The organism is Mycolicibacterium sp. P4_G11 (genome assembly GCF_056555145.1).
Window position 1 is genome coordinate 137,225 of the sequence record NZ_JBFUJW010000005.1, and the last position, 24,915, is coordinate 162,139.

Here is a 24,915-nt window from a genome sequence, read left to right on the forward strand (position 1 = left end):
ACATGGCAGACCGCTCGGCGCCCGCCCCGGCCACCAATCCGCTCCGACGCATGCTGGTCATGAACGCGGTACCGCGCCGCTGGCCGTTCGCGCTGCGGGCCGCGGTCTGCATGATGGTGCCGATTCTCGCCGGGTGGGCCGCCGGAGACGTGTCCGCCGGGTTGGTCGCGACGATCGGCGGATTCACCTCGCTCTACGGCAGTGGGCGCCCGTATCTCAACCGCGCGATGTACCTCGGCGCCATCGCCGTCGCCTTCGCGGTGGTCGTGGCACTCGGCGACTGGGCCGCCGCGACCCCATGGTCCGCCGTGCTGGTGGTGTCGGTGATCGCGATGATCGCCGTGCTGATCTGCCAGGCTCTCTCCGTCGGACCACCGGGCGCCTACATGCCGGTGCTGGCCTGCGCGGCGGCGGTCGGGATCGCGGCCGAGCACCTGAGCCCGTGGCGACTGGGTGCGCTGGTGCTGGCCGGCGGTGCGTTCTCCTGGGTGGTTCACATGGCGGGCGTCCTGGTCCGCCCGCGCGGGCCGGAGCGCGCCGCGGTGGCCAGTGCGGCCGAAGCGGTGGCCACCTACATCGAAACCTCGTCGCCCGACGCCCGGCACCGTGCCGCCCAACTCCTGCACGAAGCGTGGATCACCCTGGTGACGTTCCAGCCGGTGCGGCCCAAACCGGATGACGCCCTGTATCGGCTGCGGATGACGAACCGCCGGCTACACGTGCTGTTCGCCGAAGCCATGGCCGCCGCCGACCGCGGCCAACCCATGTCGGTCGACGGCGCCGCGTCGGCACGGCAGCTGGGCGCGGTGCCCGACGACATCGGCGGCAGTTTCGAGGGCCTGATCCCGCTGGGACGGCCGTCCGTCGGCACCCTGCTGCGTCGGGCCGTGACGCCGGGGGCTCCCCCGCTGACCGCCGCACTGCGCACCGCGGTCGCCGTGGCGATCGCCGGTACCGTGACCGTCGGCCTGAACATGGACCACGCCTACTGGGCCATGGCGGCGGCAGTGCTGATGCTGCACCAGGGGTTCGATTGGCGGCGCACAGTGCAACGCGGCATCGAACGCACCCTGGGCACCTGGCTCGGTCTGCTGCTGGCCGGGGGCATCTTGGTCGCCGCGCCCGGTGGTCCCTGGCTCGCCCTGATCGTCGGCACGCTGCAGTTCGTGATCGAGATGTTCGTGGTGCGCAACTACACGGTCGCGGTCATCTTCATCACGCCGGCGGCACTCACCATCGCCTCCGGTGGTCACCGCATCACGAACGTGCTCGACTTCCTGCTCGCCCGCGGCATCGACACCGTGATCGGCTGCGCGGTAGCACTTCTGGTGCTGTGGCTGACGCGGCGCGGACATCCGGCAGCGCGCCCCGCCGAGTCGATCGCCGCGACGCTGGATGCCGTCGCCGTCGTCGTCAGCCATCTCGCCGCGGGCGCGGTCACCACCGATCAGGCCCGCAATGACCGTCGCGATCTGCAGCTGCGCGCGATGGCCATGCTCCCGGTCTACGACACCGCCATCGGCGGGTCGACCAGGGACCGGATTGCGGCAGAACGACTTTGGCCGGCGATCGTGGCCACCGAGCAACTGGCCTACCGGACGCTCGCCGCGGGTTGGGCCACCGAACGGTCCGAAGCTCCGATCACCCCCGACGACGCCGAGCGGCTGACCGCAACCATCGGCGACCTGGCCGAAACAGTCCGCACCGGACGTCCGGCAGCCGACATCATCGAGCCACCGGCCTTCGGCGCCACCGAGTTACAGGCGATCCGGGCGTCGCTGACGTAGTGATTTGTGCACGTTTTTCCGCGCCGACCGCGGAAAATCGTGCACAAATCGCTAGTTCTCGATGGCGCGCTGCACCAGACCCAGCGCCCAGCCGACGACAGACAGCAGGATCGCCGCCCAGATCGCAGTGAACCAGAACTGGTCGATCGACAGGCCCCAGTGCGTGGTGTTCTCGGTGATCCACGAGGTGATCCACAGCATCCACGCGTTGATCACGATGTGGACCAGGCCGAGCGTGAGGATGTACAGCGGGATAGCGAACAGCTGCACGATCGGCTTGATGATGGCGTTGACCAACCCGAAGACGAACGCGACGACCAGGATGATGCCGACCCGCTCCAGTTGGCTGCTGCCCACCGGGAAGACGAAGGCGATCCCCGACACCATCTTGGTGACCACCCACAACGCCAGGCCGGTCACGGCGGCCCGCAGCAACAACGATTTCATACCGTCGATTCTGCCCGCAGCAGATAGATGTCCATGATCCAGCCGTGCCGAGCCCGGGCCTCGGCACGCTCCCGGGTGATCCGTTCCCCAACGTCGGCGACGGTGCCGGCGATCAGCATCTCGTCCGGGGTGCCGAGGTAGGCGCCCCACCAAATACGGGTCTGCGGTGGGCATTCCAGGAACGAGCACTCGCCGTCGAGCATCACCACCGCGGCACCGGCCAGCCCGTGCTCACGCAGCTGACGGCCCGTCGTGATCAGCACCGGCTCGCCAATGTCGTTGAGCGGGATGCGATGTCGGGCGGTGAGTGCCTGGATCGCGGTGATGCCGGGGATGACGTCGAACTCGAATTCGACGTGTTCGGCGACCCGGTCCAGGATCCGCAGCGTGCTGTCGTAGAGCGACGGATCGCCCCAGGCCAGGAAGGCGCCGACGCCGTCGGGCCCGAGTTCGGTTTCGATGGCCTGCGCCCACAGCCGGGCCCGCGCGGCATGCCATTCATTCACAACGTCGTGGTAGGCCCGACCATCTACGGCCTTCGCCCGCTTGGGATCGGGCAGCGCCACGAACCGGTAGTCGGGGCTTTCGATGAACCGCTCACAGATCAACCGGCGTAGCGCGACGAGGTCGTCCTTGGTGTCACCCTTGTCCATCGCGAAGAACACCTGGGTGTCATTGAGCGCCGCGACGGCCTGAGCGGTGACGTAGTCCGGGTCGCCGGCACCGATACCAATGACGTGGATAGTGCGCATCCGCGAAGGCTAGCGGTCTACGGCGGCTTCACTTTTATCCAGTACCGCAGGTATTGACTACCTCCGGTATCGGACGTAACTTCGAGACACCGGACACTTTCGAAGGGATGTCAACGATGACAGCTTCGGTCAAGGGCCAGACCAGTCGCGCAGAGTTCGCCGAGCGCCTGCTCAAAGGCTCGGTGCGCAAGTCTTACGCGCCGATCGTCGACATCGACTGGGACGCGCCGATCGATCCGGACAAGTACTTCCTGCCACCGAAAGTGGTGTCGCTGTACGGCACGCCGATCTGGGAATCGATGAGCCGGGCCGAGCAGATCGAACTGTCCCGCCAGGAACTGGTGAACACCCTCTCGGCGGGCATCTGGTTCGAGAACATCCTGAACCAGGCGCTGCTGCGCAAGATGATGCACCAGGACCCGACTGCGAGCACGACCCACTACGAGCTGACCGAGCTGGGTGACGAGACCCGGCACATGGTGATGTTCGGCAAGGCCATCGAGAAGGTCGGCGCCGATCCGGTGCGGCCGAAGTGGTACCAGCGCACGATCATCAACATGCTGCCGTTCGCCTTCCAGGGCTCGATGCTGTGGGTGGCGGCGCTGATCGGCGAGGAAATCTTCGATTCGCTGCAGCGGCAGATGATGGACGACCCCGAGCTGCAGCCAATGGTGCAGCGGCTCATGCGGATTCACGTCACCGAAGAGGCCCGACACATCCAGTTCGCCCGCGACGGGCTGCGCAAGCGCACGCCCGAGATGTCGTGGCCGAAGCGCTTCTGGATCGGCAATCTCAACGGCGTGGGTGGGCTGTTCTTCCGGTTCCTGTTCACCAACAAGGTGCAGTACCGCCGCGTCGGCCTGGACGCGCGGGCCGCCCGCCGGATGGCGCGGACCTCGCCGCACCGGATCGAGACGCAGATCGCGGGCTTCGCGCCGCTGGCCTCGTTCCTGGAGGAAGTTGGACTCCTCGGCCCCATCGCGCGCCGGCTGTGGCGACGCAGCGGATTCCTGCCCGGCGGCCCCATCGCGCCCGCGGCACGCGCGGACATCGCCGACGCCGAAGACCTCTATGACGGACCCGCCACCATCGACGGCCGCGAGGTGCGGGTCCGGCTGGCCGGACACCTGGATCCGATCGACGGCCAGTACCACTGGCGCGGAACGGTTTTCGAGGCACTCGATGAGCTGCCCCGCACCCCCGTCACCGTGGCGGTGGGCGACCGCACCGCGACGGCACGGGTCACCGAGCGCAGCCAGCAAGGCGGCTACGCCGTCAGCGGCGCCGGTTTGCCGCCGTTCCCGCTCACCTAGCGGCCACTGAATGGGCCGTACCCGGCACACAAAACTAGAACACGTTCTAACATCGGGTCATGAGGTTCACCTACGCCGAAGCGATGACCGACCCGTCCTACTACATCCCGCTGGCCAAGGCAGCCGACGAGGCCGGCTACCACGCGATGACCATCCCGGACAGCATCGCGTACCCCTTCGAGTCCGACTCGACCTACCCGTACACCGCCGACGGCAGCCGCGAATTCCTCGACGGCAAGTCGTTCATCGAGTCGTTCTCGCTGATCGGCGCCCTGTCCGCGGTCACCACCAAGCTGCACTTCAACATCTTCGTGCTGAAGCTGCCCATCCGGCCGCCGGCCCTGGTGGCCAAGCAGGCCGGGTCCCTGGCCGCGATGTTCGACAACCGCCTTGGCCTGGGCGTCGGCACCAGCCCGTGGCCCGAGGACTACGACGTCATGGGCGTGCCGTTCGCCCGCCGCGGCAAGCGCATGGACGAGTGCATCGACGTCGTCCGCGGCCTGACCTCGGGTGACTACTTCGAGTACCACGGCGAGTTCTACGACATCCCCAAGACCAAGATGACGCCCGCGCCGACCAAGCCGGTGCCGATCCTGGTCGGAGGCCACGCCGACGCCGCACTCAAGCGCGCGGCCCGCAACGACGGCTGGATGCACGGCGGCGGCGACCCGGCCGAACTCGACCCACTGCTGAAGAAGCTGGCGCAGTACCGCGAATCCGAGGAGCGCATCGGACTCTGCGACGAGTACCAGATCCACGTCATCTCGATCGACGGCTTCACCGTCGACGGCGTGAAGCGCCTCGAAGACAAGGGCGTCACCGACGTCATCGTCGGCTTCCGGGTGCCCTACATCATGGGCGAGGACACCCAGCCGCTCGACGAGAAGATCAAGCACCTCGAGATGTTCGCGGAGAACGTCATCGCCAAGGTCTAGTCGCCGCGAGGACGCGAAACCCCCAAAACCAGCACGTTTTGGGGGTTTTCGCGCGGTGGTTACAAGTCGATGATGTGCATGGCGGCCTCCTCGGCCGAGGCCGCACCACCATCGATTCCGACATCGCCGCCGGTGAGTTCACCGTCCTGATCGCCCGAGACAAGGCGGCCGGACCGCTGGTCACCCACCTCGTCGTCACCCCACTGCTCGTCGACCGTGTCGACATCGTCGAGTTGCATTGCGGGGTCCGGCTCCTCCTCGGCGAGGAGTTCATCGAGCGTCTCGTGATCGCGCGGCTCGCGCCAGGCGTCCGGCGGTTCGTAGCCTTCGTCCAGCAGGTCGTCGACGCCGCGGTCGATCAGCATGTCCTCCTGGGTCAGCTGATCGTCGTCGTCGACGCCGTCCTCGTCTGAGCCGCTCATGGCTTCACCTTGCCACGTATCGCCAAATCCCGCGACCAACTGCTCACCAACCGGTGAGCAGACGTGAACACCCCCAAAACCATCGCGCTTTGGGGGTGTTCACGTCTGCTCGCGGGAATAGAGATCACAGCGTGCGGCTGATGATCTCCTTCATGATTTCGCTTGTGCCGCCGTAGATCTTGTTGACCCGCGCCGCGGCGTAGGCGCGGCCGATCGGGTACTCCATCATGTACCCGTAGCCACCGAAGAACTGGACGCACCGGTCGACGACCGCCACTGCCCGGTCGGCGGCGATCAACTTGCCCATGGAGGCAATCGCCGGATCGTTGTCGCCGTCGATCAACGCCTGCACGCAGTAGTCCACCGTGGTCTTGATGGACAGCACCTCGGCCTTGAGCTCGGCGAGCTGGAATCGGTTGTGCTGGAACTTGATCAGCGGCTTACCGAACGCCTCGCGCTCCTTGGTGTACTTGATGGCCTCCAGCACCGCGGCCTCGGCCATGCCGGCGCAGATGGAGCCGATGACCAGACGCTCGCGAGCCAGCTGCGACATCAATTGGTAGAAGCCCAGCCCCTCCTGCTCGCCGAGCAGGTTGGCGACCGGTACCCGCATGTCGGTGAAGAACAGCTCGCGGGTGTCCTGGCCGTGCTGGCCGACCTTCTCCAGCACCCGGCCACGCTCGAAGCCCGGCAGGTCGTTGACCTCGGCAACAATGAGCGAGACACCCGCCGCCCCTTGAGTGGGATCGGTCTTGGCGACAATCACCACCATGTCGCACAGAGATCCATTGGAAATAAAGGTCTTTGACCCGTTGATCACGTAGTCGTCGCCATCGCGGATCGCGGTGGTGCGGACGGCCTGCAGGTCCGAACCGGTACCCGGCTCGGTCATCGCGATGGCCAGCACGGCCTCGCCGCTGATGATCTTCGGCATCCAGCGGGCCTTCTGCTCCGCGCTGCCGTACGTGTCGATGTAATGGGCCACGATCGGCGAGTGCACCGACCAGCCCGAAGCCGAATCATGTGCCAGCGCAAACTCTTCGGCCACCACGGCCGAGAAGCCGAAGTCGCCGCCCGCGCCGCCGTACTCCTCGGGCAGGTCCAGGCCCAGCAGGCCGGCGTCGCCCAGCTTGTTCCAGAACTCGCGGTCGACCTGGTGATTCTTGGCCCACCGTTCCTGGTTGGGCGTGGCCTCTTTGGCCAGGAACGCCGCGGCGTGCTGACGCAGCTCGCGGTGCTGATCAGTCTCCCAGCTGGCCCGGTACTTCGGGAAAAGCTCTGACATTGGTCCACCTCGCTAGAGTTCCGCGTGCTATACAACTGTATAGGCCCCTGTTCATGTGTACAGTACATTGATCTGGTTGTCGACGGGAGGTCTGATGGTTGATCCACGGGCAACTGTCGATGACCTGACGGCCAAGGCGCGTATTCGCAACACCGCGCTGGACCTCTACGCCAAACACGGCGAGGACCGAATCTCCTTGCGCGCCATCGCCGCTGAGGCCGGCGTCACGGTGGGACTGGTGCAGCACCATTTCAAGACCAAGGCTGGCCTGCGGGATGCGGTGGATCAGCTGGTGGTCGACTACTTCGCCAATGCCCTCGCCGACGTCCCCGAATCCGCCTCGACGGCAGTGCGCGACGATGCCGTCCGGGACATGCTGCGGGCCAATCCGACGGTGGTCGACTACGTGCGCCGGGCCCTGCTGCAGCCCAACGTCGCCGACAGTCACCTGATCGACGTCATCGTCGACCTGACCCAGCGCGAGGTCCGGGCCGCCCGCAAGACCGGACGCGCCTCGACCACCCGACGCGAGAACACCCAGGTCGTCGCCGTGCTGGCCCGGCAGATGGGCGAACTACTGTTGGCACCCATGGTCGACGCAGTGTGGCAACGGGTGGCGCCGGATACGAAACCACCGCGGCTGCGGGTGGCTGTCGACGAGGCCGCGCAATGACCGTCACCGTCGACGCATTCGAGGTCGCGGACACCGCGGACTCATGGACCGCTGCCGGCTTCACCGTCGACCCGGACGGCGTATGCCGGATCGGCGGCGTCCGGGTCCGGTTGGTCGGGCGTGACCGCGGCAAGGGCATCGTCGGCTGGTCGCTGCGCGGGCTGCCGTCCGACGCTCCGCTCGACGGCATTCCCACCACCCGGTCGGACACCCTGGCAACGACGCCGGCCGTGCACGCGAACGGCGCCATCTCGATCGACCACGTCGTGCTGCTGTCGCCAGATCTGAATCGGACCGTTGCGTCGCTGGCGGCGGTGGACGTCCACCCGCGCCGGGAACGCGACGGACAACTCGGCGGACGACCGATGCGTCAGATCTTCTTCCGCCTGGGTGTGGTGATCCTCGAAGTCGTCGGCTCAGCCGAGACGACGGGCGACGGGCCGTCGACGCTGTGGGGTCTGACCTTCGTCGCCCAGGACATCGACGCCACCGCCGCGTTCTTCGGCGACCGCACCGCACCAATCAAACCGGCGGTGCAGCCGGGACGACGAATCACCACGCTGCGCCACCAGGAATTCGGGATGTCGGTCCGCACGGCGATGATCTCCCCGCACGTCCGGGACGCTAACCTCGCACCATGACCGACCGCGGCCCCGTCTTCGACGGCATCTCGATCGGGCGGCCCGCGACCGGCGCGCTGATCGACGCCGGCTATCGCACCCTCGCGGACCTGCCCGCCGATCTCAGCGAGCTTCTCCCCATGCACGGCGTCGGACCGAAGGCCGTGCGACTGCTCCAGGAGGCGCGCCAGTCATGAGCGACTCCGACACCGATGACATCGTGGTCATCCACACCGATGGCGGCTGCCGCCCCAACCCCGGTCCCGGCGGCTGGGGCGCGGTACTGCGCCTGCGTCACCACGTGCGCGAGATGTGCGGCGGCGAGCCTGGTGAGACGAGCAACAACCGGATGGAGCTGACGGCGCCGATCATGGCGCTCGAAGCGTTGACGCGGCCCGTCGTCGTGCACCTGCACACCGACAGCACCTATGTCCGCAACGGCATCACAAAGTGGGTGCACGGGTGGGAGCGCAACGGCTGGCTGACGGCGTCGAAGCAGCCGGTGAAGAACGTCGACCTCTGGAAGCGGTTGCAGGCCGCGTGCGCCCGGCACGAGGTCGAGTGGTTCTGGGTGAAGGGGCACGCCGGCGTCGCCGACAACGAGCTGGCCGACCAGTTGGCGACCCGGGGTCTGGAAGAGGCAGTCGCTGTCGGCGCACTCACTCCCAGATAACGGGCGGAGGTGCAGTATGTGGAGTGTGCGGTAGTCGTCGAACCACACGTCATGTCGGGACTCGCTGTTCCGCCAAGGAAACCGTTTCCGACGTGTTGGACGTTGCGGAGTTCCTCGACCGTGACTGCGCCGTGGCATCCTGGTGGCCACGATGTCAGCAGAAACAAGCTGGACCATACGTCCCCGAGAGGGGTTGGGTCGGCTCGAATTCGGCATGTCCCCGGCGCAGGTGGATTCACTGTCGGCGACGTACGGCACCATCACCGGTCGCGGTGCTGATCGCATCGCCGACGACATGCTGCGGGAGACGCTGGAGATGTTCGGCGACGCGATGACCGACGACGAGAAGCAGGCCCTCATCGCCGAGTACGCAGACAACGGCCCACCCGCAGACAGCGTGACCGAAACCCGCGGTGGCCTCGTGCTGAGGTACGAGGCCGACCGCCTCTGCGAAATCATGCCCGCCGGCCCACGCCACCCGCTGTTCCTCGACGGCAAGGACGTCTTCGTACTGCGCGGTCTCGAACCACTGGAGTTGCTGGAGCGGCTGAACGAAAGCCCCGGACGCTATGCCGATAACGAAGCGGCGTTCGACAACCTCGCCATCTCGGTGAACGGGTTCTGCGTCAGCGATTCGACTACCGGTGTGCTGGCGCTGGATGCCTCCGACGGGCGTTTCCGCGAACGTACGGCGACCTTGCGGGAAGTCCCCTATCTCCCCGAGCAGGAGATGCACCGCTACGTCCGGCACTCGTTGCGGACAGTCACTGATCGGCCACCCCGGCACAACTGACACGTGCTGTCTCCACGCGATCGAAACCTATTGCGGCCATTAACGGTTGAGATCCCGCGCAGAACTCAATTCACGCTATTCCCAGACGACATCCTCCGGCGTCTTGTCCGGCCGCAGCCCCCGCCAGCTGGGCTGGCGCAACCGACTGTCGGTGGTGCGCTCGCTGTAGCGCACCTCCCCCACCAGCTCGGGCCGCACGTACGTCACGCCTTTGGCATCCAGGGTCGAAAGTGGTGCGGTAAAAGGTGATTCGCTGGTTTCGAGCGGCTGCAGCAGCGCCCGCAGGTCGCCCAGCATCTTGTCGGTGAACCCGGTGCCGACCCGCCCGGCGAACTGCAAACCGCCCTCAGCAGGCACCCCCACCAGCAGTGCCCCGATGCCACTGGTGCGGCCGCCTTCCCCGGCACGCCAGCCACCGATCACCACTTCCTGGGTTCTCCAGAACTTGTCCTTGACCCAGGCCTCGGACCGTCCGGGCCGGTAGCCGGAATCCCATTTCTTGGCGACCACGCCTTCGAAACCGCGGTCACCCGCATACGTCAAGGGATCCTCCGCGGGCAGCAGCGGCGGCACCGTCAATGCGCCATCGGAGGCCAGCGTTTCCAACAGCTTTCGCCGATCCCGGTACTTCGCCCGGCTCAGATCACGCCCGTCGAGGGCCAGGATGTCGAAACACCAGAACTCGATGTGGGTGTCGGGGCCGCGGTTCTGCATGGCCTGAAAACTCGGTACCCCATCTTGCAGCGCCACCACCTCACCATCGAGGATCACGTGGTGCTCGGCGAGATCGGCTGCCAGGGACTGCAATTGCGGGAACTCGTCCGTGATGTCCCGCCCACTGCGCGCGGTGAGCCGGATCCGGCCGTGGTCGGCGTCGACCAGCAATCGGTAGCCGTCCCACTTACCTTCGAAGGCCCAGTCATCCGGCGACAGTCGGCCCACCGAGCCATGGGTGGCCAGCATCGGTTGCAGCCGTTGCTCTTTCATCCGTCGGACCAGCCAGTTCTTGCCTTCGGTCTGGATCAGGACATACCGCCCGGAAACCCGGCTGCCGTGGAGATCGACGATCACCTCGCCGCGTTCGCCTGAGTCCCGGAACTTTTCGGTGTCGTAGGTGCCCGCATCCCAGATCGTGACGTGCCCGCCGCCGTACTCGCCCTTGGGAATGTCTCCTTCGAAGGTCGCGTACTCCAGTGGGTGATCTTCGGTGTGCACCGCCAGGTGGTTGACGGTCGAGGTGTCCGGAAGGTTCTTCGGCACAGCCCAACTGACCAGCACGCCGTCGCGTTCCAGCCGGAAGTCGTAGTGCAGCCGGCGGGCGTGGTGCTCCTGGATGACAAAGCGGTTGTTCTCCCCCGACGCCGGCTCGGCAGCAGGCACCGGCTCGGGTGTCTGGCCCGGGTCGCGCATGCTGCGGTAGGTGGTGAGCCGGTCGGCCACGGGCGCACCTGCATCCAGTCCCGCGAGCAGGTCACCGTCCCGGTTCAGCCGGGTCAGCACCTCGTCGAACCGCAGCTGGCGCAACCCGGTGTCGTCGAGTTCGTCCCAGCTCCGCGGCGCCGCCACCGTCGGCTCGTCGCGGCCGCGCAACGAATACGGCGCCACCGTCGTCTTGGCTGACGAGTTCTGGCTCCAGTCCAGGAACACCTTGCCGGCCCGCACGCTGCGGGTCATGGTCGCGGTGACCAGCCCGCCCATCGATGATTCGAGCTGCTGGGCAACACGTTTGGCGACGGCCGAGGCGCCGCGCGAGCTGACTGGCGAGGCCAACGGCACATAGAGGTGCAGCCCCTTGCTGCCGCTGGTCAGCGGATAGGCCTCCAGGTCCATGCCGGCGACGAGGTCGCGGACCGCACGGGCCACCTCGCACAGCTGCGCCATGGTGACGTCGTCGCCGGGATCGAGGTCGAACACGATGCGAGTGGCCGGGCCTGGAGCATCGCCCACGAAACGCCATTGCGGCACATGCACTTCCAGTGCTGCCTGCTGGGCGATCCAGGCCAGCCCCTCGACGGTGTCGATGATCGGGTAGACGGTCGTCCCGCCGCGATGGGTGATGGCTCCGCGATCCAGCCACTCCGGCGCCGACGACGCCAGATGCTTTTCGAAGAACGGCTGCTGCGCAACACCATTGGGCCACCGTTTACGGGTCACGGGGCGACCGGTGATGTGCGGCAACATCGCATCGGCAACGGCCAGATAGTAGTCGAACACGTCGGCTTTGGTGGTCCCGGTCGCCGGGTAGAGCACCTTGTCCGGGTTGGTCAGCCGCACCCGTCCGAATTGCTCCACTGCTCAAGTATCCAAGCCCAGACGCGATCATGGGCCATACTTGGGTATGCGGTCCATCTGGAAGGGGTCAGTCGCCTTCGGACTGGTCAATGTGCCGGTGAAGGTGTACAGCGCCACCGAGGATCACGACATCAAGTTTCATCAGGTGCACGCCAAGGACAATGGCCGCATCAGATACAAGCGGGTGTGCGAGGTCTGCGGCGAGGTCGTCGAGTTCCGGGATATCGCCAAGTCTTTCGAATCCGAGGACGGGCAGACCGTCATCATCACCGATGACGACATCGCGACCCTGCCCGAGGAGCGCAGCCGCGAGATCGAGGTGGTGGAGTTCGTTCCCGCCGATCAGATCGATCCGCTGATGTACGACCGGAGCTACTTCCTGGAGCCCGACTCGAAGTCGTCCAAGTCGTACGTGCTGCTCGCCCAGACGCTGGCGCAGACCGATCGGGTCGCCATCGTGCACTTCTCGCTGCGCAACAAGACGCGGCTTGCGGCGTTGCGCGTCAAGGACTTCGGCAAGCGCAACGTGATGATCGTGCACACCCTGCTGTGGCCCGACGAGGTTCGTGACCCGGATTTCCCGGTGCTGGACAAGGAAGTCGAGATCAAGCCCGCCGAGCTCAAGATGGCCGGGCAGGTGGTGGACTCGATGACCGACGACTTCCACCCCGAGCAGTTCCACGACACCTACCGCGAGCAGATGGAAGAGCTCATCGAAGCGAAGATCGCGGGCGGCGAGGCGTTCACCACCGAGGAAGCGGCGACCGAACTGGACGCGACCGAGGACGTCTCCGATCTGCTGGCCAAGCTGGAGGCCAGCGTCAAAGCCCGCAAAGGCTAATTGAAACGTGTTCTAGAAATCTGTTCCCGCAGCGCCTCAATCTTGCTAGCGTGCCTAACAACGACCACGACGAGGCGAATGAGGCACACGTGATTCTGGACAGATTCCGACTCGACAACCAGGTAGCCGTGGTGACCGGCGCGGGCCGCGGCCTCGGCGCGGCCATCGCCGTCGCATTCGCCGAAGCCGGTGCTGACGTGGTGATTGCCTCGCGCACCGAGTCCCAGCTGCAGGACGTGGCGAAGCTGGTCGAGCAGGCCGGCCGACGGGCGCACATCGTCGCCGCCGACCTCGCACACCCGGACGAGACCGCCAAGCTCGCCGCCGTCGCGGTGGAAGCCTTCGGCAGACTAGATGTCGTCGTCAACAACGTCGGCGGCACCATGCCCGCGCCGCTCATGTACACCTCGCCGCAGGATCTCAAAGACGCCTTCACCTTCAACGTGGCCACCGCGCATGCGCTGACCCAGGCGGCGGTCCCGCTCATGCTGGAGCACGCCGGCGGCGGCAGCGTCATCAACATCACCTCGGCCGTCGGCCGGTTGGCGGGCCGCGGTTTCGCCGCGTACGGCACCGCCAAGGCCGCATTGGCGCACTACACGAAGCTCGCCGCGATGGACCTCTGCCCGAAGATCCGGGTCAACGGCATCGCCCCCGGTTCGATTCTGACCTCGGCGCTGGACATCGTCGCCTCCAACGACGCGTTGCGCGATCCCATGGAGAAGGCCACCCCGATGCGCCGCCTCGGTGACCCCGAGGACATCGCCGCCGCGGCGCTGTATCTGGCGTCACCGGCCGGCGCCTACGTCACCGGCAAGGTGCTGGAGGTCGACGGCGGCCTCACGTTTCCCAACCTCGACCTACCCATCCCGGACCTGTGAGGAACCCTTACATGCCAATCAAAGTCGCCGCAGTCGGCACTGGCAACGTCGGCCGCCATGCCCTGACTCAACTCATCAATGACCCCGCCTACGAACTGACCGGCGTCTGGGTGTCCTCGGCCGCCAAGGCCGGCAAGGACGCCGGAGAGCTTGCCGGACTTGAGGTTTCGACCGGAATCAAGGCCACCAACGACCTCGACGCCATCCTGGCCGGCAAGCCGGACTGCGTCGTCTACACCGCCATGGCCGACAACCGGCTGCCCGACGCACTGGAGGACTACCGGCGCATCCTGGCGGCCGGGGTCAACGTGGTCGCCAGTGCGGCAGTGTTCCTGCAGTACCCGTGGCAGGTGCTGCCCGCCGAACTGATCGCGCCGCTCGAAGACGCCACAAAGGAGGGCTGTTCGAGCCTATTTGTCAATGGCATCGACCCCGGCTTCGCCAATGACCTTCTCCCCCTTGCCCTCATGGGCACCTGCCAGAGCATCGAGCAGGTCCGGTGCATGGAGATCGTCGACTACGCCACCTACGACAGCGCGACGGTGATGTTCGACGTGATGGGCTTCGGCAAGCCCATCGACGAGCTGCCGATGCTGCTGCAGCCAGGCGTGCTCAGCCTGGCCTGGGGTTCGGTGGTGCGCCAGCTGGCCGCGGGCCTCGGCATCGAGCTCGACGAGCTGACCGAGGAGCACACCCGGGTGCCGGCGCCCGAGGACTTCGACATCGCGTCGGGCCACATCCCCGCGGGCACCACGGCGGCCATGCGGTTCGAGGTGCGCGGCATGAAAGACGGCCGCCCGGCCGTCGTGCTGGAGCACATCACCCGTCTGCGTGACGACCTGTGCCCCGACTGGCCGCAGCCGGCCCAGGAAGGTGGCTCGTACCGCGTCGAGGTGACCGGCGAGCCGTCGTACGCCCTTGACCTGTGTCTCAGCAGCCGCAAGGGCGACCACAATCACGCCGGACTCGTGGCCACCGCGGCGCGCGTCGTGAACGCCATCCCCGCCGTCGTCGCCGCCGAACCGGGCATCCGGACGACGCTGGATCTGCCGCTCATCACCGGAAAAGGCCTGTACCGCCCCAACTGACGCCGCCGAAAATAGAGTCATTCGTCGCTAGCGGGTGACCTACCTCTCAAAGCCAGAATCACTGCGTCCGATTCTGAGCCTTTGAAAGGGCCCGCTATGCACACCGCCGCTCGACCGTTCGCTTCCGTCGGCGTGTCCCTGGCTGGGGCCGCGGCTATCGCCGTTGCCCCGGTCATGGCGCCGACCGTCAGTACCCAGATCCACCACATGGAAGCGCAGATCGAGCGCACCGCCGTACGCCTGACCGCCGCCGTCGACCCCTTCGCCGCATTCGGTGCAGCGTTCAAGAACACCGTCGCCAGCCTGCAGACCATCGTCAGCACGGCGCAAACCAACGGGCCGACGCCGATTCTGACCGCAGCTCTCAACAACCAGCTCGCCGCGCTCCAGGACCTACTGAAGCTGGTGTCGTCACCCGGTTCGGTGAAGGTCGATCCCAGTCCGCAACCGGCTGTTCCCTTCGCGTCGGCCCCGCCGCTGCTGGACGCGCTGGGCAGCACCCTCGGCCAGATCGGGACCAACCTCACCACCGCGGTACCGCCGCTGTTGGCCGCCGCCGTCAACGACCTGGCGAAGGGCAACGTCGAAGACGCGACCAATCAGCTGCTGCTGGTCGGCTTGAACGCGTTGATTCCGCTGACCAATCTGCTCACACCCGCCATCAACTCGATCGCCTACCCGCTGCAAGGTCTCGTCACAGCCATCGACAAGCTCGGCCCGCTGGGAGTCATCGCCGCCAACCCGCTGCAGAACGCCGTCAACGTGCTCAACACGCTCAACCAGGGCTTCGGTGGGCTGCAACCGTCCAATGCCCTCGTCATCGTCGGTGGTCTGCTCGGCCCGCTGATCCAGGCGCCCGCAGCGCTGGGCGCCGCGGTGCAGGACGTCATCGACGCCACGCGCACCGGCGACCTCGGCAAGGTGGCCACCTCGCTCATCTCGATTCCCGCGACGGTCCTCAACGGGGTCCTCAACGGCGGCTACGGCCCGGACCTGTCGACTGTGATCAACACGGGCCTGCCCGGCGTGCCGCTGTACGCGGGCGGACTGCTGACCTCGTTCGGCATCAACATCGGCGGTGGACCGCTCGGCTTCACGGTCAACCTGCCGGGCCCGGTCGCCGCGCTGCAGCTCATGCAGAAACTCGTCGCCGACGCGCTCAAGCCGCCGCCGATCACGACGACCAAGACGGCTGTCGCAGCCACCGCACCGGTCGCTGCCAACTCGGTGCCCGCCGCCGACGCGACGACCGTCGCACTACCGGCCGCGGCCGTCGTCAAGGCCCTGCCGGCTGCGCCGTCAAAGACCACGGCAACCACCAAGCCTGTTGACCAGACCACGACGAAGACGGATACGACGAAGACCGACACCACGAGTTCGACGGAGACGCCCACGAAAACTGGTGCGACAAAGCCTGATTCGTCGACCGGGACCGGGACGACCAAGCCCGCGGACGCCGGCGGCAGCAAGACGGACACGACGGGGCAGGGCACGGGCGCTGATCACACCAAGGGCGGCGACACAAAGGCCGGGGACACCAAGGGTGCGGACACCAAGGCTGACTCGAAGCCTGCCAAGCCCGCCAAACCCCACACCAAGCCCAGCAAGACCGATGCCAAGCCCGCCAAGGCATCTCACGGCGCCGAGCACGCCAAGTAGGACATCGAATGTTGGCTGGTGGTCGAGGATTTCGCGAATTATCGACCACCAGCCGACACTCGGGGCGCACTAGCTCGAAGCCGCGGCCTGAATCAGCATGTCCGCCAGGGCCGCGGTGGCCGGGGTCAGACGGTCCATCGGCTGCGACGCCAGATAGACCTGCCACCTGACGGTGTGACTCAATTCGATGGCTCGCAGATCGTCGAATTCCGCGCATTCCGACGCGGGCATGAAGGTGGTCCCCAGCCCTTGGCGAACCAGTTCACCCACAACCGAGAAGCCGGCCGGAATCACATGGACGGGCCGCGACTGGGCGCCCGCCGCCAGAAAAGCGTTGTCCATCAAGGAGCGAAAGCCCCAATCCGGCGGGAACCCGATCAGGTCCTCAGCTGCCAGGTCGAGCAGGCCGACCGTCTGCTCCGACGCCATCGGGTGATCAGCGCGGCACACGAAGAGCATCGGTTCCTCGAACATCAACCGCATTTCGAGTTGCGGAGGAAATCTGTTGGGCACCGAGACCAGAGCCAGATCCAAGGAGCCGTCGACCAGTGCCGACAGATATGCCGAGGCACCAGATTGATTGAGTTGCAACCGAAGTCGCACAAAGGGGTGCGCTCGGTGAAACTCGCCGAGCACCTGGGCGACATTCATGGGGCCGTACGAGATCAATGACCCGAACTCGACGGTACCCATCAGCTGGCCGCGACTGGATGCCACCGATTCTGCAGCCGAACCCGCGACGCGCAACAGTTCGTGCGCCTGGGCGAGGAATCGTTCGCCGGCGACGGTGAGCTCGATCTGCTGACGGGAGCGATCGAACAACTGCACACCGAGCTCACGCTCCAGCTTCGCAATCGACGTCGAGATGGCGGACTGCACGACATGGACCCGACGTGCGGCGCGGGTAAAGCTCCGCTCGATGGCGACCGCCACAAAATGCTCGACCTGCCGTAGCTCCACGCGGCAGATTATCTACGTCGTAGATGGGACTTATCAATATCTGTCGTTAGACGTGCTGACCGATCGGATGTCTCATGGTTCTTGTGAACACCGGGTCGACGCAGCTCATCGGGCGCGACGCGGAACTCACGGTGCTGCGGGACGCCATCGCGTCACCGCCGCGCGGACAGGTCATCGTCATCTCCGGGGCATTGGGCTCAGGAAAGACATCCCTGCTCGTCGCGGCCGAGCGCCAAGCTGATGCGTTGGGCCATCGCGTCCTCGGAATCGCCGGATTGCCCGGTGAGACCGGCACTCCGCTGGGTGGCCTCCATCGACTCCTGCGTGCGTTGAACGACGCCGAAGCCAATCCATACGGCCGGGCCAACATCATCGAAACCCTTTTCAGTACAACACTGTTCGGCGATCAGATACACACCGCCAGACTGGCCACGGCGCTGCTCGAACTCTTGGACGCGGTACCGCGGCGACAGCCGGTCCTGGTCACCGTCGACGACGCCCACTGGCTCGACGAGCAGTCCCGCAGCGTTCTGCTGTTCGCCGCCCGCCGCAGTGCGGGCCGCCCGATCACCGTCGCGCTGACGCTGCCGGACACCGTTGCCGCGACGGGGCTGGCGGGTCGGTCGGCCGTCGAAATTCCGCTCGCACCAATGACTCTCGACCAGTCGATCGAGCTGCTCGAGGCTCAACCCACACCGCCGAGCGGACTGCTGCGCGAGCAGATCCTGAAACAGTCCGCGGGCAACGCCGCTGCGATCATCGACTTTTCCAGCACGACTGCCGGCGCCACCCCCTCGGCGGGCTACGCACCGGACCCACTGCCGCTGCCGATCAGCGTCCATGCGATCTATGCACAGCACCTGGCCCACCTCCCCCCATCGACGCGTGCCGCGCTCGTCGTCGTCGCGGCCGCGTCCGCCGCAGATCTGCACGGGCTGCCCCCGGGAGCAGTGGCCGACCCGGCGGTCCTGGCACCGGCAGAGACCGCAGGCGTCGTGCGGGTTGAATCAGCACGCATCAACCCCGTCAATCCGCTCATCCGGTCTGCCGCGTACTACGGGGCGCCGCTGACCGCTCGGCAAGACGCGCATCAACTCCTGGCGGATGCGCTGAATGCGTTGCCGCAGCGCCAGGCCTGGCACCGCGCCCATGCCGCATCATCGGCCACCGGCAATCCACATGACCGGGTCCGCGCACTGACCGCACACGGGATGACCACGATGTGGCATGACGGGCGGGCTGCTGCCGTGACCCTCCTGACCGCGGCCGAGGAAGCGCTCCGGCTGGAACCCGCGCTGGCCTGGGAACCGCTGCGCGTGGCGGCCGCCGCGGCATTCCTGTCCGGTGATCCGTCCGCGTATCGGGACACAGCGAAGGCGCTGCAGCGTCTTGATGACTCGATGCCGGTGACCGCGGGCGGCTCGTCGACTTCGCGACTGTGGGTCCGGGCGGTGACCGACTCGCTGCGCACGCAGGCCGACATGGCCTCGTTCAGCAGCCGACCGATCGAGAGCCTGGGAGTTCTGGACCTGAGCCTGATCGGGCTGGCGGCCGGCGTGACAGACGAGTCCGAGCTCAGCATCCGAACTTTGCGGATCGCACAATCCCTGATGACACAACATGATTCGACGAACGGGCACGCGCTGACGACCGCGGTCCTGGCCTGGTCGTGTGTCGACACCGGGCGCTGGGACGAGGCCCTGCGGATCACCAGCCAACTACACACGCTCGGAGCTGTCAGCGATCAGCCACTGGTGACCGCAACCGGGGACCTGATTCGAGCGACGGTCGCAACGAGGCGCGGCGACACCGCATCGGCTCGGGTCCAGCTGACCGCGGCCCTCAATGTGCTGGACTTCCAAGACAACCGATTGCACTCCGCGCAGGCACACCACGTGCTCGGGCTGATCAATATCGTGGAGGGCAACGACCTCGGCGCCTATGGCCACCTCGCCGAACTGTTCACCACCTCCGGCGTGCCACTGCACCCGCACGTGTCCTTCCGCGCTCTCGCCGACTTCGCCGAGGCGGCAGCGCGGACGGGCATGGCCGACGACGCAAGGCGCAGATTCACCGCAGCCCTGACGCACCTGCCGCAGCCGCGCTCCGCTCGCCTCGACCAGCTGCTGAACCACGCCTCGGCTCTGCTCAACGTCGGAGATGTCGGCGACGCCCTGGCCCGGACGCTCGCCGACCCCGCCGGTGAGCAGTGGCCATTCGAACGCGCCCGGTTGCGACTCAGTTACTCAGGCTGGCTTCGGCGCAGCCGCCAACGCAAAGAAGCCCGCCAGCACATCTCCGCCGCACTGGCGACCTTCGAGAAGCTGGGGGCCAGACCCTGGCTGGAAATCTGCGCGCGGGAGCTGCGCGCATCCGGCGTTCCCACGGCAGCGCCGGCGATACCGTCCACCGGACAGCTGAGTCCCCAGGAGCATCAGGTCGTCTACCTCGCCGGCCGCGGCCTGACGAACCCGCAGATCGCGGCACGCCTGCAACTGTCGACTCGCACCGTGTCCGGATACCTCTACCGGTCATTTCCGAAGCTGGGCGTCACCAGCCGGCATCAGATCCGTGACATCCCGCCGCCGCCCGACACATTTCCCCAATCGCAAGGTTTCGGCTAACCTAACTTTTCTATTCGCAGACCCGGATAGAGAGTGAGTGCAGTGCTGACCGAGACCCGCGCACCGTCGCGCCCAACCTGGTCCTTGCTGGGCCCGGCGTTCGTCGCCGCCATCGCCTATGTGGATCCCGGCAACGTCGCGGCCAACATCAGCGCGGGCGCGAAGTTCGGCTTCCTGCTGGTGTGGGTCATCCTGCTCGCGAATGTCATGGCCGGCCTGGTGCAGTACCTGTCAGCCAAGCTGGGCCTGACGACCGGCCGCTCGCTGCCGGAACTGGTCGCCGAGAACTGCCGCACCCCAACCCGGATCGCATTCTGGGTACAGGCCGAAATGGTCGCGGTCGCAACCGATCTCGCCGAGGTCGTAGGCGGCGCCATCGCGCTGCAACTGCTGTTCGACCTGCCCCTGCTCGTGGGCGGCGTGATCACCGGCGTGGTCTCCATGTGCCTGCTGTCGGTGCAGAACCGCGGCAGTCAGCGCGCGTTCGAGCGAATCATCGCCGGGCTGCTGGCGATCATCACCATCGGCTTCCTCACCAGTCTTTTCGTCGATCCGCCCGCTGCGGGCGATGTGATCGGCGGCATGGTGCCGCACTTCGCCGGAGCCGAGAGCCTCCTGCTGGCCACCGCGATCCTGGGCGCGACGGTCATGCCGCACGTCGTCTACCTGCACTCCGGCCTGGCCCGCGACCGGCACGGAAAGCCGGAAGCCGGCGCTCCCCTGCGCCACATGCTGCGCGTCACCCGCTTCGATGTCGGCTTGGCGATGGTCGTCGCGGGTGCGGTGAACCTGTCGATGCTGCTGGTCGCGGCGACGCACCTGCAGGGCGTCGAAGGCACCGACACCATCGCGGGCGCACACGCCGCGGTCGGCAACGCCCTCGGTCCGGCGGTCGCGCTGTGCTTCGCCATCGGCCTGCTGGCTTCGGGCCTGGCGTCCTCCTCGGTTGGCGCGTACGCCGGCGCGATGATCATGCAGGGCCTGCTCAACCGGTCGTACCCGCTGCTGCTCCGACGGGCGGTCACGGTCATTCCGGCACTGGTGGTGCTGGCCGTCGGCTTCGACCCGACGCGCGCATTGGTCATCTCCCAGGTGGTGCTGTCGTTCGGCATCCCGTTCGCGCTGATTCCGCTGATCCGGCTGACCAGCAACCGCGCCGTGATGGGCGAGAGCATCAACCACCGCGTCGTCACGACACTGGGATGGACTGTGGCCGTATTGATTTCGGCGCTGAACGTGGTGCTGATCTACCTGACCGTCACGGGCTGATCGCGGCCGCGATCTCGCCGCTGCGGACGGCCACGTTCGACAGCAGCGTCGCGCCGAGCCCGTGGCTGTGTTCGACCGTCGCGCCGTTGAGATAGATGTCGCCGGGAGCACCCGGCCTGGCCACCAATTTGTAGTCGCGGGTGGCCATCGGGCGGCCCCGCTCGTCGAACTCGTAGCAGGAAGCCAGCTCGCCCAGGAACGCCGACACATCCATCGGCGCATAACCGGTCGCGTACACCACGGCGTCGCAGCGCACGGTCTCGGTCGTGTTGTCGATGAGGTTGCGCACGCCGAGGCGCACCTCCGCCTCGTCCTCATCGGCGCCGACGACGGCGCAGGCCCGGTGGATGAACAGTCGAAGGTCCCCGCTCACGCGTTCTCCGTACTCGCGCTCGTACAGGTCCGCGATGAGGTCGACGTCGACGGCCGAGTAATTCGCCGACCGGTGATAGTCGAGTAGCCGCTGCCGCTCGACGCTGTCCGCGCCGTAGAACTCGTCGACCGCCGACGGATCGAAGATGCGGTTCACGAACGCACTGTCGTCGGCGAGGCTGTACCCGTACCGGCTGAACACGGCGTGCACCTCGGCGAGCGGATAGGTGTGGTGCAGATAGGCGACCACCTCCGCGGCGCTCTGACCCGCCCCCACCACGGCGAAGCGACCGCGCGCCACGGAGCCAAGGGCCGCCAAGGCGCTGAGCAGTTGGTGGCTGTGCCACTGGCGCAGGCTCGGCCGCGTGCCGGCGGGCAGTACCGGATGCAGACCCGTGCCCAGCACCAGGGTGCGCGCCGAGATGACCTCGTCGGGGTCCAGCCGCACCGCGAATCCGGCATCATTCGCCGTCACCCCGGCCACGCGGTGGCCGTAGCGCACGTCGGCGGAGAACTGGTCGGCCGCCCACTGCAGGTAGTCGTGGAACTCGTGCCGGCTGGGAAACACGTCATGACGACCGATGAAGTCGACCAGCCTGCCGCGCTCGCTGAGATAGTTCACGAACGTGAAGGCACTCTGCGGATTGCGCAGCGTCGCCAGGTCTTTGAGGAACGGGATCTGCATCCGGGTGCCGGGCAACAACATGTCGCGGTGCCAACCGAAGCGCGGCTGGGCATCGACGAATCGACCGCGCACGCCACGCTCGGCAAGGGCCACCGCCAGAGCCAGATTCGACGGCCCGAATCCGATCCCCAGCATGTCGGCCTCAAACACGGGTCAGCCGAGCGAGATAGAGCTGATGCACCATGTCCCGGTTGATCAACACCACGAAATCGGCCATGTCGAATTCCGGGTCGTAAGACGGTTCCCCACAGATCACGCCACCGATCCGCAGGCTGCCGGCGACCATCGGCGGAATCCGTACCCGGCCCGGATCGGGCAGCTCTGCCAGCGGAGTTCCGTTGACCTGTACTGGATTTCGTGGTGTGACCCGGAATTCCTCGGGCGCCGGATGCTTCCGGAAGGCCCGGTCCAGGACGCCGCGCACCAGCGCACCGCGCGGACCACCATCCTCCATGCGCACCGACAGACTGCCGATCGCCCACCGGTAGCCGGTCAGTTCCTGATACCGCAGGATGCCGGCCCACAGCATGGCCATCACCGCGCCGCTGCGATGGTCGGGATGCACACTGGCCCGGCCCAACTCGACCAGCGACGGCCGCAATGCGTCGATGCCGGTGCTCATCTCGAAGTTGGTATCGGTGAAGATGCCGCCGGCCGCCAGGGCGCCGTCGGGGGGCAGCAACCGATAGCAGCCGACGATCGCCCCGGTTTCCTCGTCGCGAGCCAGCAGATGATCGCTGTACGCATCGAAGCGGTCGGTGTCGATCATCTCGCCGGTGCGCGGTCCTCGAATGGCTTGCGGGAGTGCAGCACCCAGCTCCTCGGCGAACGTCTGATATCGCAAGCGCTGGGCCGCTTCGACCTCGTCGGGGTCATCGGAGATGACGACGCTGTACCGCCCCCCTGAGAAGAGAACAGCAGCGCCGACCATAAGGTTTGAACGTATCCGCATCCAGGCCCGGCCGTAGCAACTTTGGCTAATCCACAGTATCGGCGCGAAGGGTTTGCCGGGCCCCTATCCGGATGAGCAGCGCCACGGTCACGGTGGCGACGGTGGCAGCCAGCGCGGCGGCGGTCAGAGCGGACTGCATGCCGGCCGCACTGGCCTCGCGCGCGAACGTCGCGAGTGCCGGACGCATCCGGTCGGGTACCGCCTCGAGCGCCCGGAGTCCGGCGCCGGCGGCCAGCCCGTCACTCAGCTGCCCGGCAGCGTCGGCGCCAAGCCCTGGTACGGCGGAAAGCCGCGCCGCGGCAAGGTCGCCCGCGTGCCGGCTGAACAACGCACCGAGCCCGGCGACGCCGGCCAGAATGCCGATCTGGCGCGCGGTGCTGACCGTGCCCGTCGCCATCCCGGCGTTGGCGACCGGCACGAAACGCAGCGCCGCGTCAGACGTCAGCGCAGACAGCCCGCCGAGCCCCAATCCCGCCACGACGGACCCGGCGATGAAATGCGTCCACGTCGTACTCGCGTTTACTGCGGTCATCATCCACATGCCCACGGCAATCAATGCGACGCCGGCGGGTATGGTCGCCGCCACCGGTATCCGCCGCGCCGCGAGCATCGCCAATGGGGCACCCACCACGATGGCCAGCGTCAGCGGCAATGCCCGCAATCCGGCGCCAAACGGACTGAACCCCAAGGTGTTCATGAAGTACAGCGCGAGGTAGTTGGTCGACGCGATCAGCGTCCCGCTGGCGGCGAACGCGGCCAGGGAGACACCGGCGAAACCGGGAACGGAAAGCAGCCGCACATCCAGCATCGGCTCGGCCTGGCGTAACTCGTGCCACGCGAAGGCGGCCAGCGCAGCCACGCAGAATGCGCTCAGCCCCAACATGATCGGGCTGCTCCACCCGAAGCGGTTGCCCTCGATCAGCACGTACACACCGGCGAACAACGCCGCCGTCAGCACCACCGTGCCCCAGACGTCGACCGGACGGGAGTGTGCCACGACGGTTTCCGGGACGGCGAAGATGACGATGTACAGCGCGAGCACCCCGACCGGCAGGTTGATCAGGAAGATCGACGGCCACCCATACGCGGTGACCAGCGCGCCGCCCAGCAGCGGTCCGACGGCACCGCCGGCCCCCAWCGCCGCGCCGTACGCGGCGATGGCGCCCGCCCGATGCCGTACATCGGGGAACGCGGCCGCGATCATCGGCAGCGACACCCCGAGCAGCACCGCGCCGGCCGAGCCCTGTACCGCCCGAAGTCCGTTGAGCACGTCGATGTTGCGGGCCAGCGCACACCCGGCGGACGCGAACATGAACACCACCAGCCCGCCGAGGTACAACCTCCGCCGCCCCAACCGGTCGCCCACCGTCGCCGCGGTCAGCAGCAATCCGGCCATCGGCAGCGCATAGGCGTCGACCACCCACTGCAACCCGGACAGGTGGGCGTCGAGAGAAGCCTGGATATCGGCCAGCGCCGCGGCGACGATCGTCATGTCGAGCAGCAGCATGAACACCACGACGCAGACCGCGGTCAGGGTCAGTCTGGCGTTCACACCTGCAGTTTGCACCGGCAGGTGCGCCCTGCGTGTCCGT

23 protein-coding genes are annotated in these 24,915 nt (G+C 66.9%); 14 read left to right on the forward strand and 9 right to left on the reverse strand.

The window, feature by feature from the left end; all coding sequences use genetic code 11:
* Positions 1-2: 2 nt before the first annotated feature.
* Positions 3-1,787, forward strand: a complete 1,785-nt coding sequence (locus AC1U2B_RS11895; protein WP_480216953.1) for an FUSC family protein — start codon at positions 3-5, stop codon at positions 1,785-1,787.
* A 51-nt stretch (positions 1,788-1,838) separates the two neighbouring features.
* Here AC1U2B_RS11895 and AC1U2B_RS11900 read toward each other — a convergent pair whose 3' ends face one another.
* Entirely contained in the window at positions 1,839-2,234 is a 396-nt protein-coding gene (locus tag AC1U2B_RS11900; protein WP_260932843.1) for a phage holin family protein, read from the reverse strand.
* On the reverse strand, positions 2,231-2,986 hold the full coding sequence (gene cobF, locus AC1U2B_RS11905) for a precorrin-6A synthase (deacetylating) (RefSeq protein WP_480216954.1): 756 nt from the start codon (positions 2,984-2,986) through the stop codon (positions 2,231-2,233). The genes AC1U2B_RS11900 and cobF overlap by 4 nt, the downstream gene beginning before the upstream one ends.
* Positions 2,987-3,102: 116 nt before the next feature.
* Between cobF and AC1U2B_RS11910 the strand changes: the two genes are divergently transcribed.
* Entirely contained in the window at positions 3,103-4,299 is a 1,197-nt protein-coding gene (locus tag AC1U2B_RS11910) for a diiron oxygenase (protein WP_480216955.1), read from the forward strand.
* 59 nt (positions 4,300-4,358) lie between these two features.
* The gene (locus tag AC1U2B_RS11915; RefSeq protein ID WP_133763254.1) at positions 4,359-5,234 is read left to right on the forward strand and encodes an LLM class flavin-dependent oxidoreductase; all 876 of its coding nucleotides are present in this window, start codon (positions 4,359-4,361) and stop codon (positions 5,232-5,234) included.
* A 59-nt stretch (positions 5,235-5,293) separates the two neighbouring features.
* Here AC1U2B_RS11915 and AC1U2B_RS11920 read toward each other — a convergent pair whose 3' ends face one another.
* Positions 5,294-5,656 carry a DUF5709 domain-containing protein gene (locus tag AC1U2B_RS11920; RefSeq protein WP_480216956.1) on the reverse strand — a complete coding sequence of 121 codons (363 nt, stop codon included), beginning with the start codon at positions 5,654-5,656 and terminating at the stop codon, positions 5,294-5,296.
* Positions 5,657-5,780: 124 nt separating this feature from the next.
* Complete coding sequence (locus tag AC1U2B_RS11925; RefSeq protein WP_480216957.1) at positions 5,781-6,941, reverse strand: acyl-CoA dehydrogenase family protein; 1,161 nt, start codon at positions 6,939-6,941, stop codon at positions 5,781-5,783.
* Between the two features lie 94 nt (positions 6,942-7,035).
* On the opposite strand from AC1U2B_RS11925, the gene AC1U2B_RS11930 reads away from it, so the two are divergent.
* From AC1U2B_RS11930 to AC1U2B_RS11950, 5 genes are all read left to right on the forward strand, one after another.
* Positions 7,036-7,614 (forward strand): TetR/AcrR family transcriptional regulator, encoded by a 579-nt coding sequence (locus AC1U2B_RS11930; protein ID WP_480216958.1) that lies wholly within the window; start codon positions 7,036-7,038, stop codon positions 7,612-7,614.
* Complete coding sequence (locus AC1U2B_RS11935) at positions 7,611-8,255, forward strand: glyoxalase (RefSeq protein ID WP_480216959.1); 645 nt, start codon at positions 7,611-7,613, stop codon at positions 8,253-8,255. Before AC1U2B_RS11930 ends, AC1U2B_RS11935 begins: the two co-directional genes overlap by 4 nt.
* A complete protein-coding gene (locus AC1U2B_RS11940; protein WP_043984000.1) occupies positions 8,252-8,431 on the forward strand; it encodes a hypothetical protein in 180 nt (59 codons plus the stop codon). The genes AC1U2B_RS11935 and AC1U2B_RS11940 overlap by 4 nt, the downstream gene beginning before the upstream one ends.
* A complete protein-coding gene (gene rnhA, locus AC1U2B_RS11945) occupies positions 8,428-8,907 on the forward strand; it encodes a ribonuclease HI (RefSeq protein ID WP_480216960.1) in 480 nt (159 codons plus the stop codon). Before AC1U2B_RS11940 ends, rnhA begins: the two co-directional genes overlap by 4 nt.
* Positions 8,908-9,121: 214 nt before the next feature.
* Positions 9,122-9,700: a hypothetical protein gene (locus AC1U2B_RS11950; RefSeq protein ID WP_480216961.1), complete on the forward strand. Its 579-nt coding sequence runs from the start codon at positions 9,122-9,124 to the stop codon at positions 9,698-9,700.
* A 75-nt stretch (positions 9,701-9,775) separates the two neighbouring features.
* Here AC1U2B_RS11950 and ligD read toward each other — a convergent pair whose 3' ends face one another.
* Entirely contained in the window at positions 9,776-11,992 is a 2,217-nt protein-coding gene (gene ligD / locus AC1U2B_RS11955) for a non-homologous end-joining DNA ligase (RefSeq protein ID WP_480216962.1), read from the reverse strand.
* A 46-nt stretch (positions 11,993-12,038) separates the two neighbouring features.
* On the opposite strand from ligD, the gene ku reads away from it, so the two are divergent.
* The 4 genes from ku (at position 12,039) to AC1U2B_RS11975 (ending at position 16,461) form a co-directional block, all read left to right on the forward strand.
* Entirely contained in the window at positions 12,039-12,833 is a 795-nt protein-coding gene (gene ku, locus AC1U2B_RS11960; protein ID WP_043983996.1) for a non-homologous end joining protein Ku, read from the forward strand.
* Between the two features lie 89 nt (positions 12,834-12,922).
* On the forward strand, positions 12,923-13,714 hold the full coding sequence (locus AC1U2B_RS11965; protein WP_043390976.1) for an SDR family oxidoreductase: 792 nt from the start codon (positions 12,923-12,925) through the stop codon (positions 13,712-13,714).
* Positions 13,715-13,725: 11 nt separating this feature from the next.
* Entirely contained in the window at positions 13,726-14,802 is a 1,077-nt protein-coding gene (locus tag AC1U2B_RS11970; protein ID WP_480216963.1) for an NAD(P)H-dependent amine dehydrogenase family protein, read from the forward strand.
* 96 nt (positions 14,803-14,898) lie between these two features.
* Positions 14,899-16,461: a hypothetical protein gene (locus tag AC1U2B_RS11975; protein WP_480216964.1), complete on the forward strand. Its 1,563-nt coding sequence runs from the start codon at positions 14,899-14,901 to the stop codon at positions 16,459-16,461.
* Positions 16,462-16,530: 69 nt separating this feature from the next.
* On the opposite strand, the gene AC1U2B_RS11980 is transcribed toward AC1U2B_RS11975, so the two are convergent.
* Positions 16,531-17,421, reverse strand: coding sequence for a LysR family transcriptional regulator (locus tag AC1U2B_RS11980; RefSeq protein WP_480216965.1), 891 nt, complete (start codon positions 17,419-17,421; stop codon positions 16,531-16,533).
* A 74-nt stretch (positions 17,422-17,495) separates the two neighbouring features.
* On the opposite strand from AC1U2B_RS11980, the gene AC1U2B_RS11985 reads away from it, so the two are divergent.
* Together AC1U2B_RS11985 and AC1U2B_RS11990 are read left to right on the forward strand one after the other, a co-directional pair.
* Positions 17,496-20,045, forward strand: coding sequence for an AAA family ATPase (locus tag AC1U2B_RS11985; protein WP_480216966.1), 2,550 nt, complete (start codon positions 17,496-17,498; stop codon positions 20,043-20,045).
* Between the two features lie 42 nt (positions 20,046-20,087).
* Entirely contained in the window at positions 20,088-21,314 is a 1,227-nt protein-coding gene (locus tag AC1U2B_RS11990) for an Nramp family divalent metal transporter (protein ID WP_480217293.1), read from the forward strand.
* On the opposite strand, the gene AC1U2B_RS11995 is transcribed toward AC1U2B_RS11990, so the two are convergent.
* Genes AC1U2B_RS11995 through AC1U2B_RS12005 form a run of 3 tightly spaced genes read right to left on the reverse strand, consistent with a single transcriptional unit; the run spans position 21,304 to position 24,863 of the window.
* Positions 21,304-22,521, reverse strand: coding sequence for a lysine N(6)-hydroxylase/L-ornithine N(5)-oxygenase family protein (locus AC1U2B_RS11995; RefSeq protein WP_480216967.1), 1,218 nt, complete (start codon positions 22,519-22,521; stop codon positions 21,304-21,306). The genes AC1U2B_RS11990 and AC1U2B_RS11995 overlap by 11 nt on opposite strands.
* Positions 22,514-23,302, reverse strand: a complete 789-nt coding sequence (locus AC1U2B_RS12000) for a GNAT family N-acetyltransferase (RefSeq protein ID WP_480216968.1) — start codon at positions 23,300-23,302, stop codon at positions 22,514-22,516. The genes AC1U2B_RS11995 and AC1U2B_RS12000 overlap by 8 nt, the downstream gene beginning before the upstream one ends.
* A 46-nt stretch (positions 23,303-23,348) precedes the next feature.
* Positions 23,349-24,863 (reverse strand): MFS transporter, encoded by a 1,515-nt coding sequence (locus AC1U2B_RS12005; protein ID WP_480217294.1) that lies wholly within the window; start codon positions 24,861-24,863, stop codon positions 23,349-23,351.
* Positions 24,864-24,915: the final 52 nt, after the last annotated feature.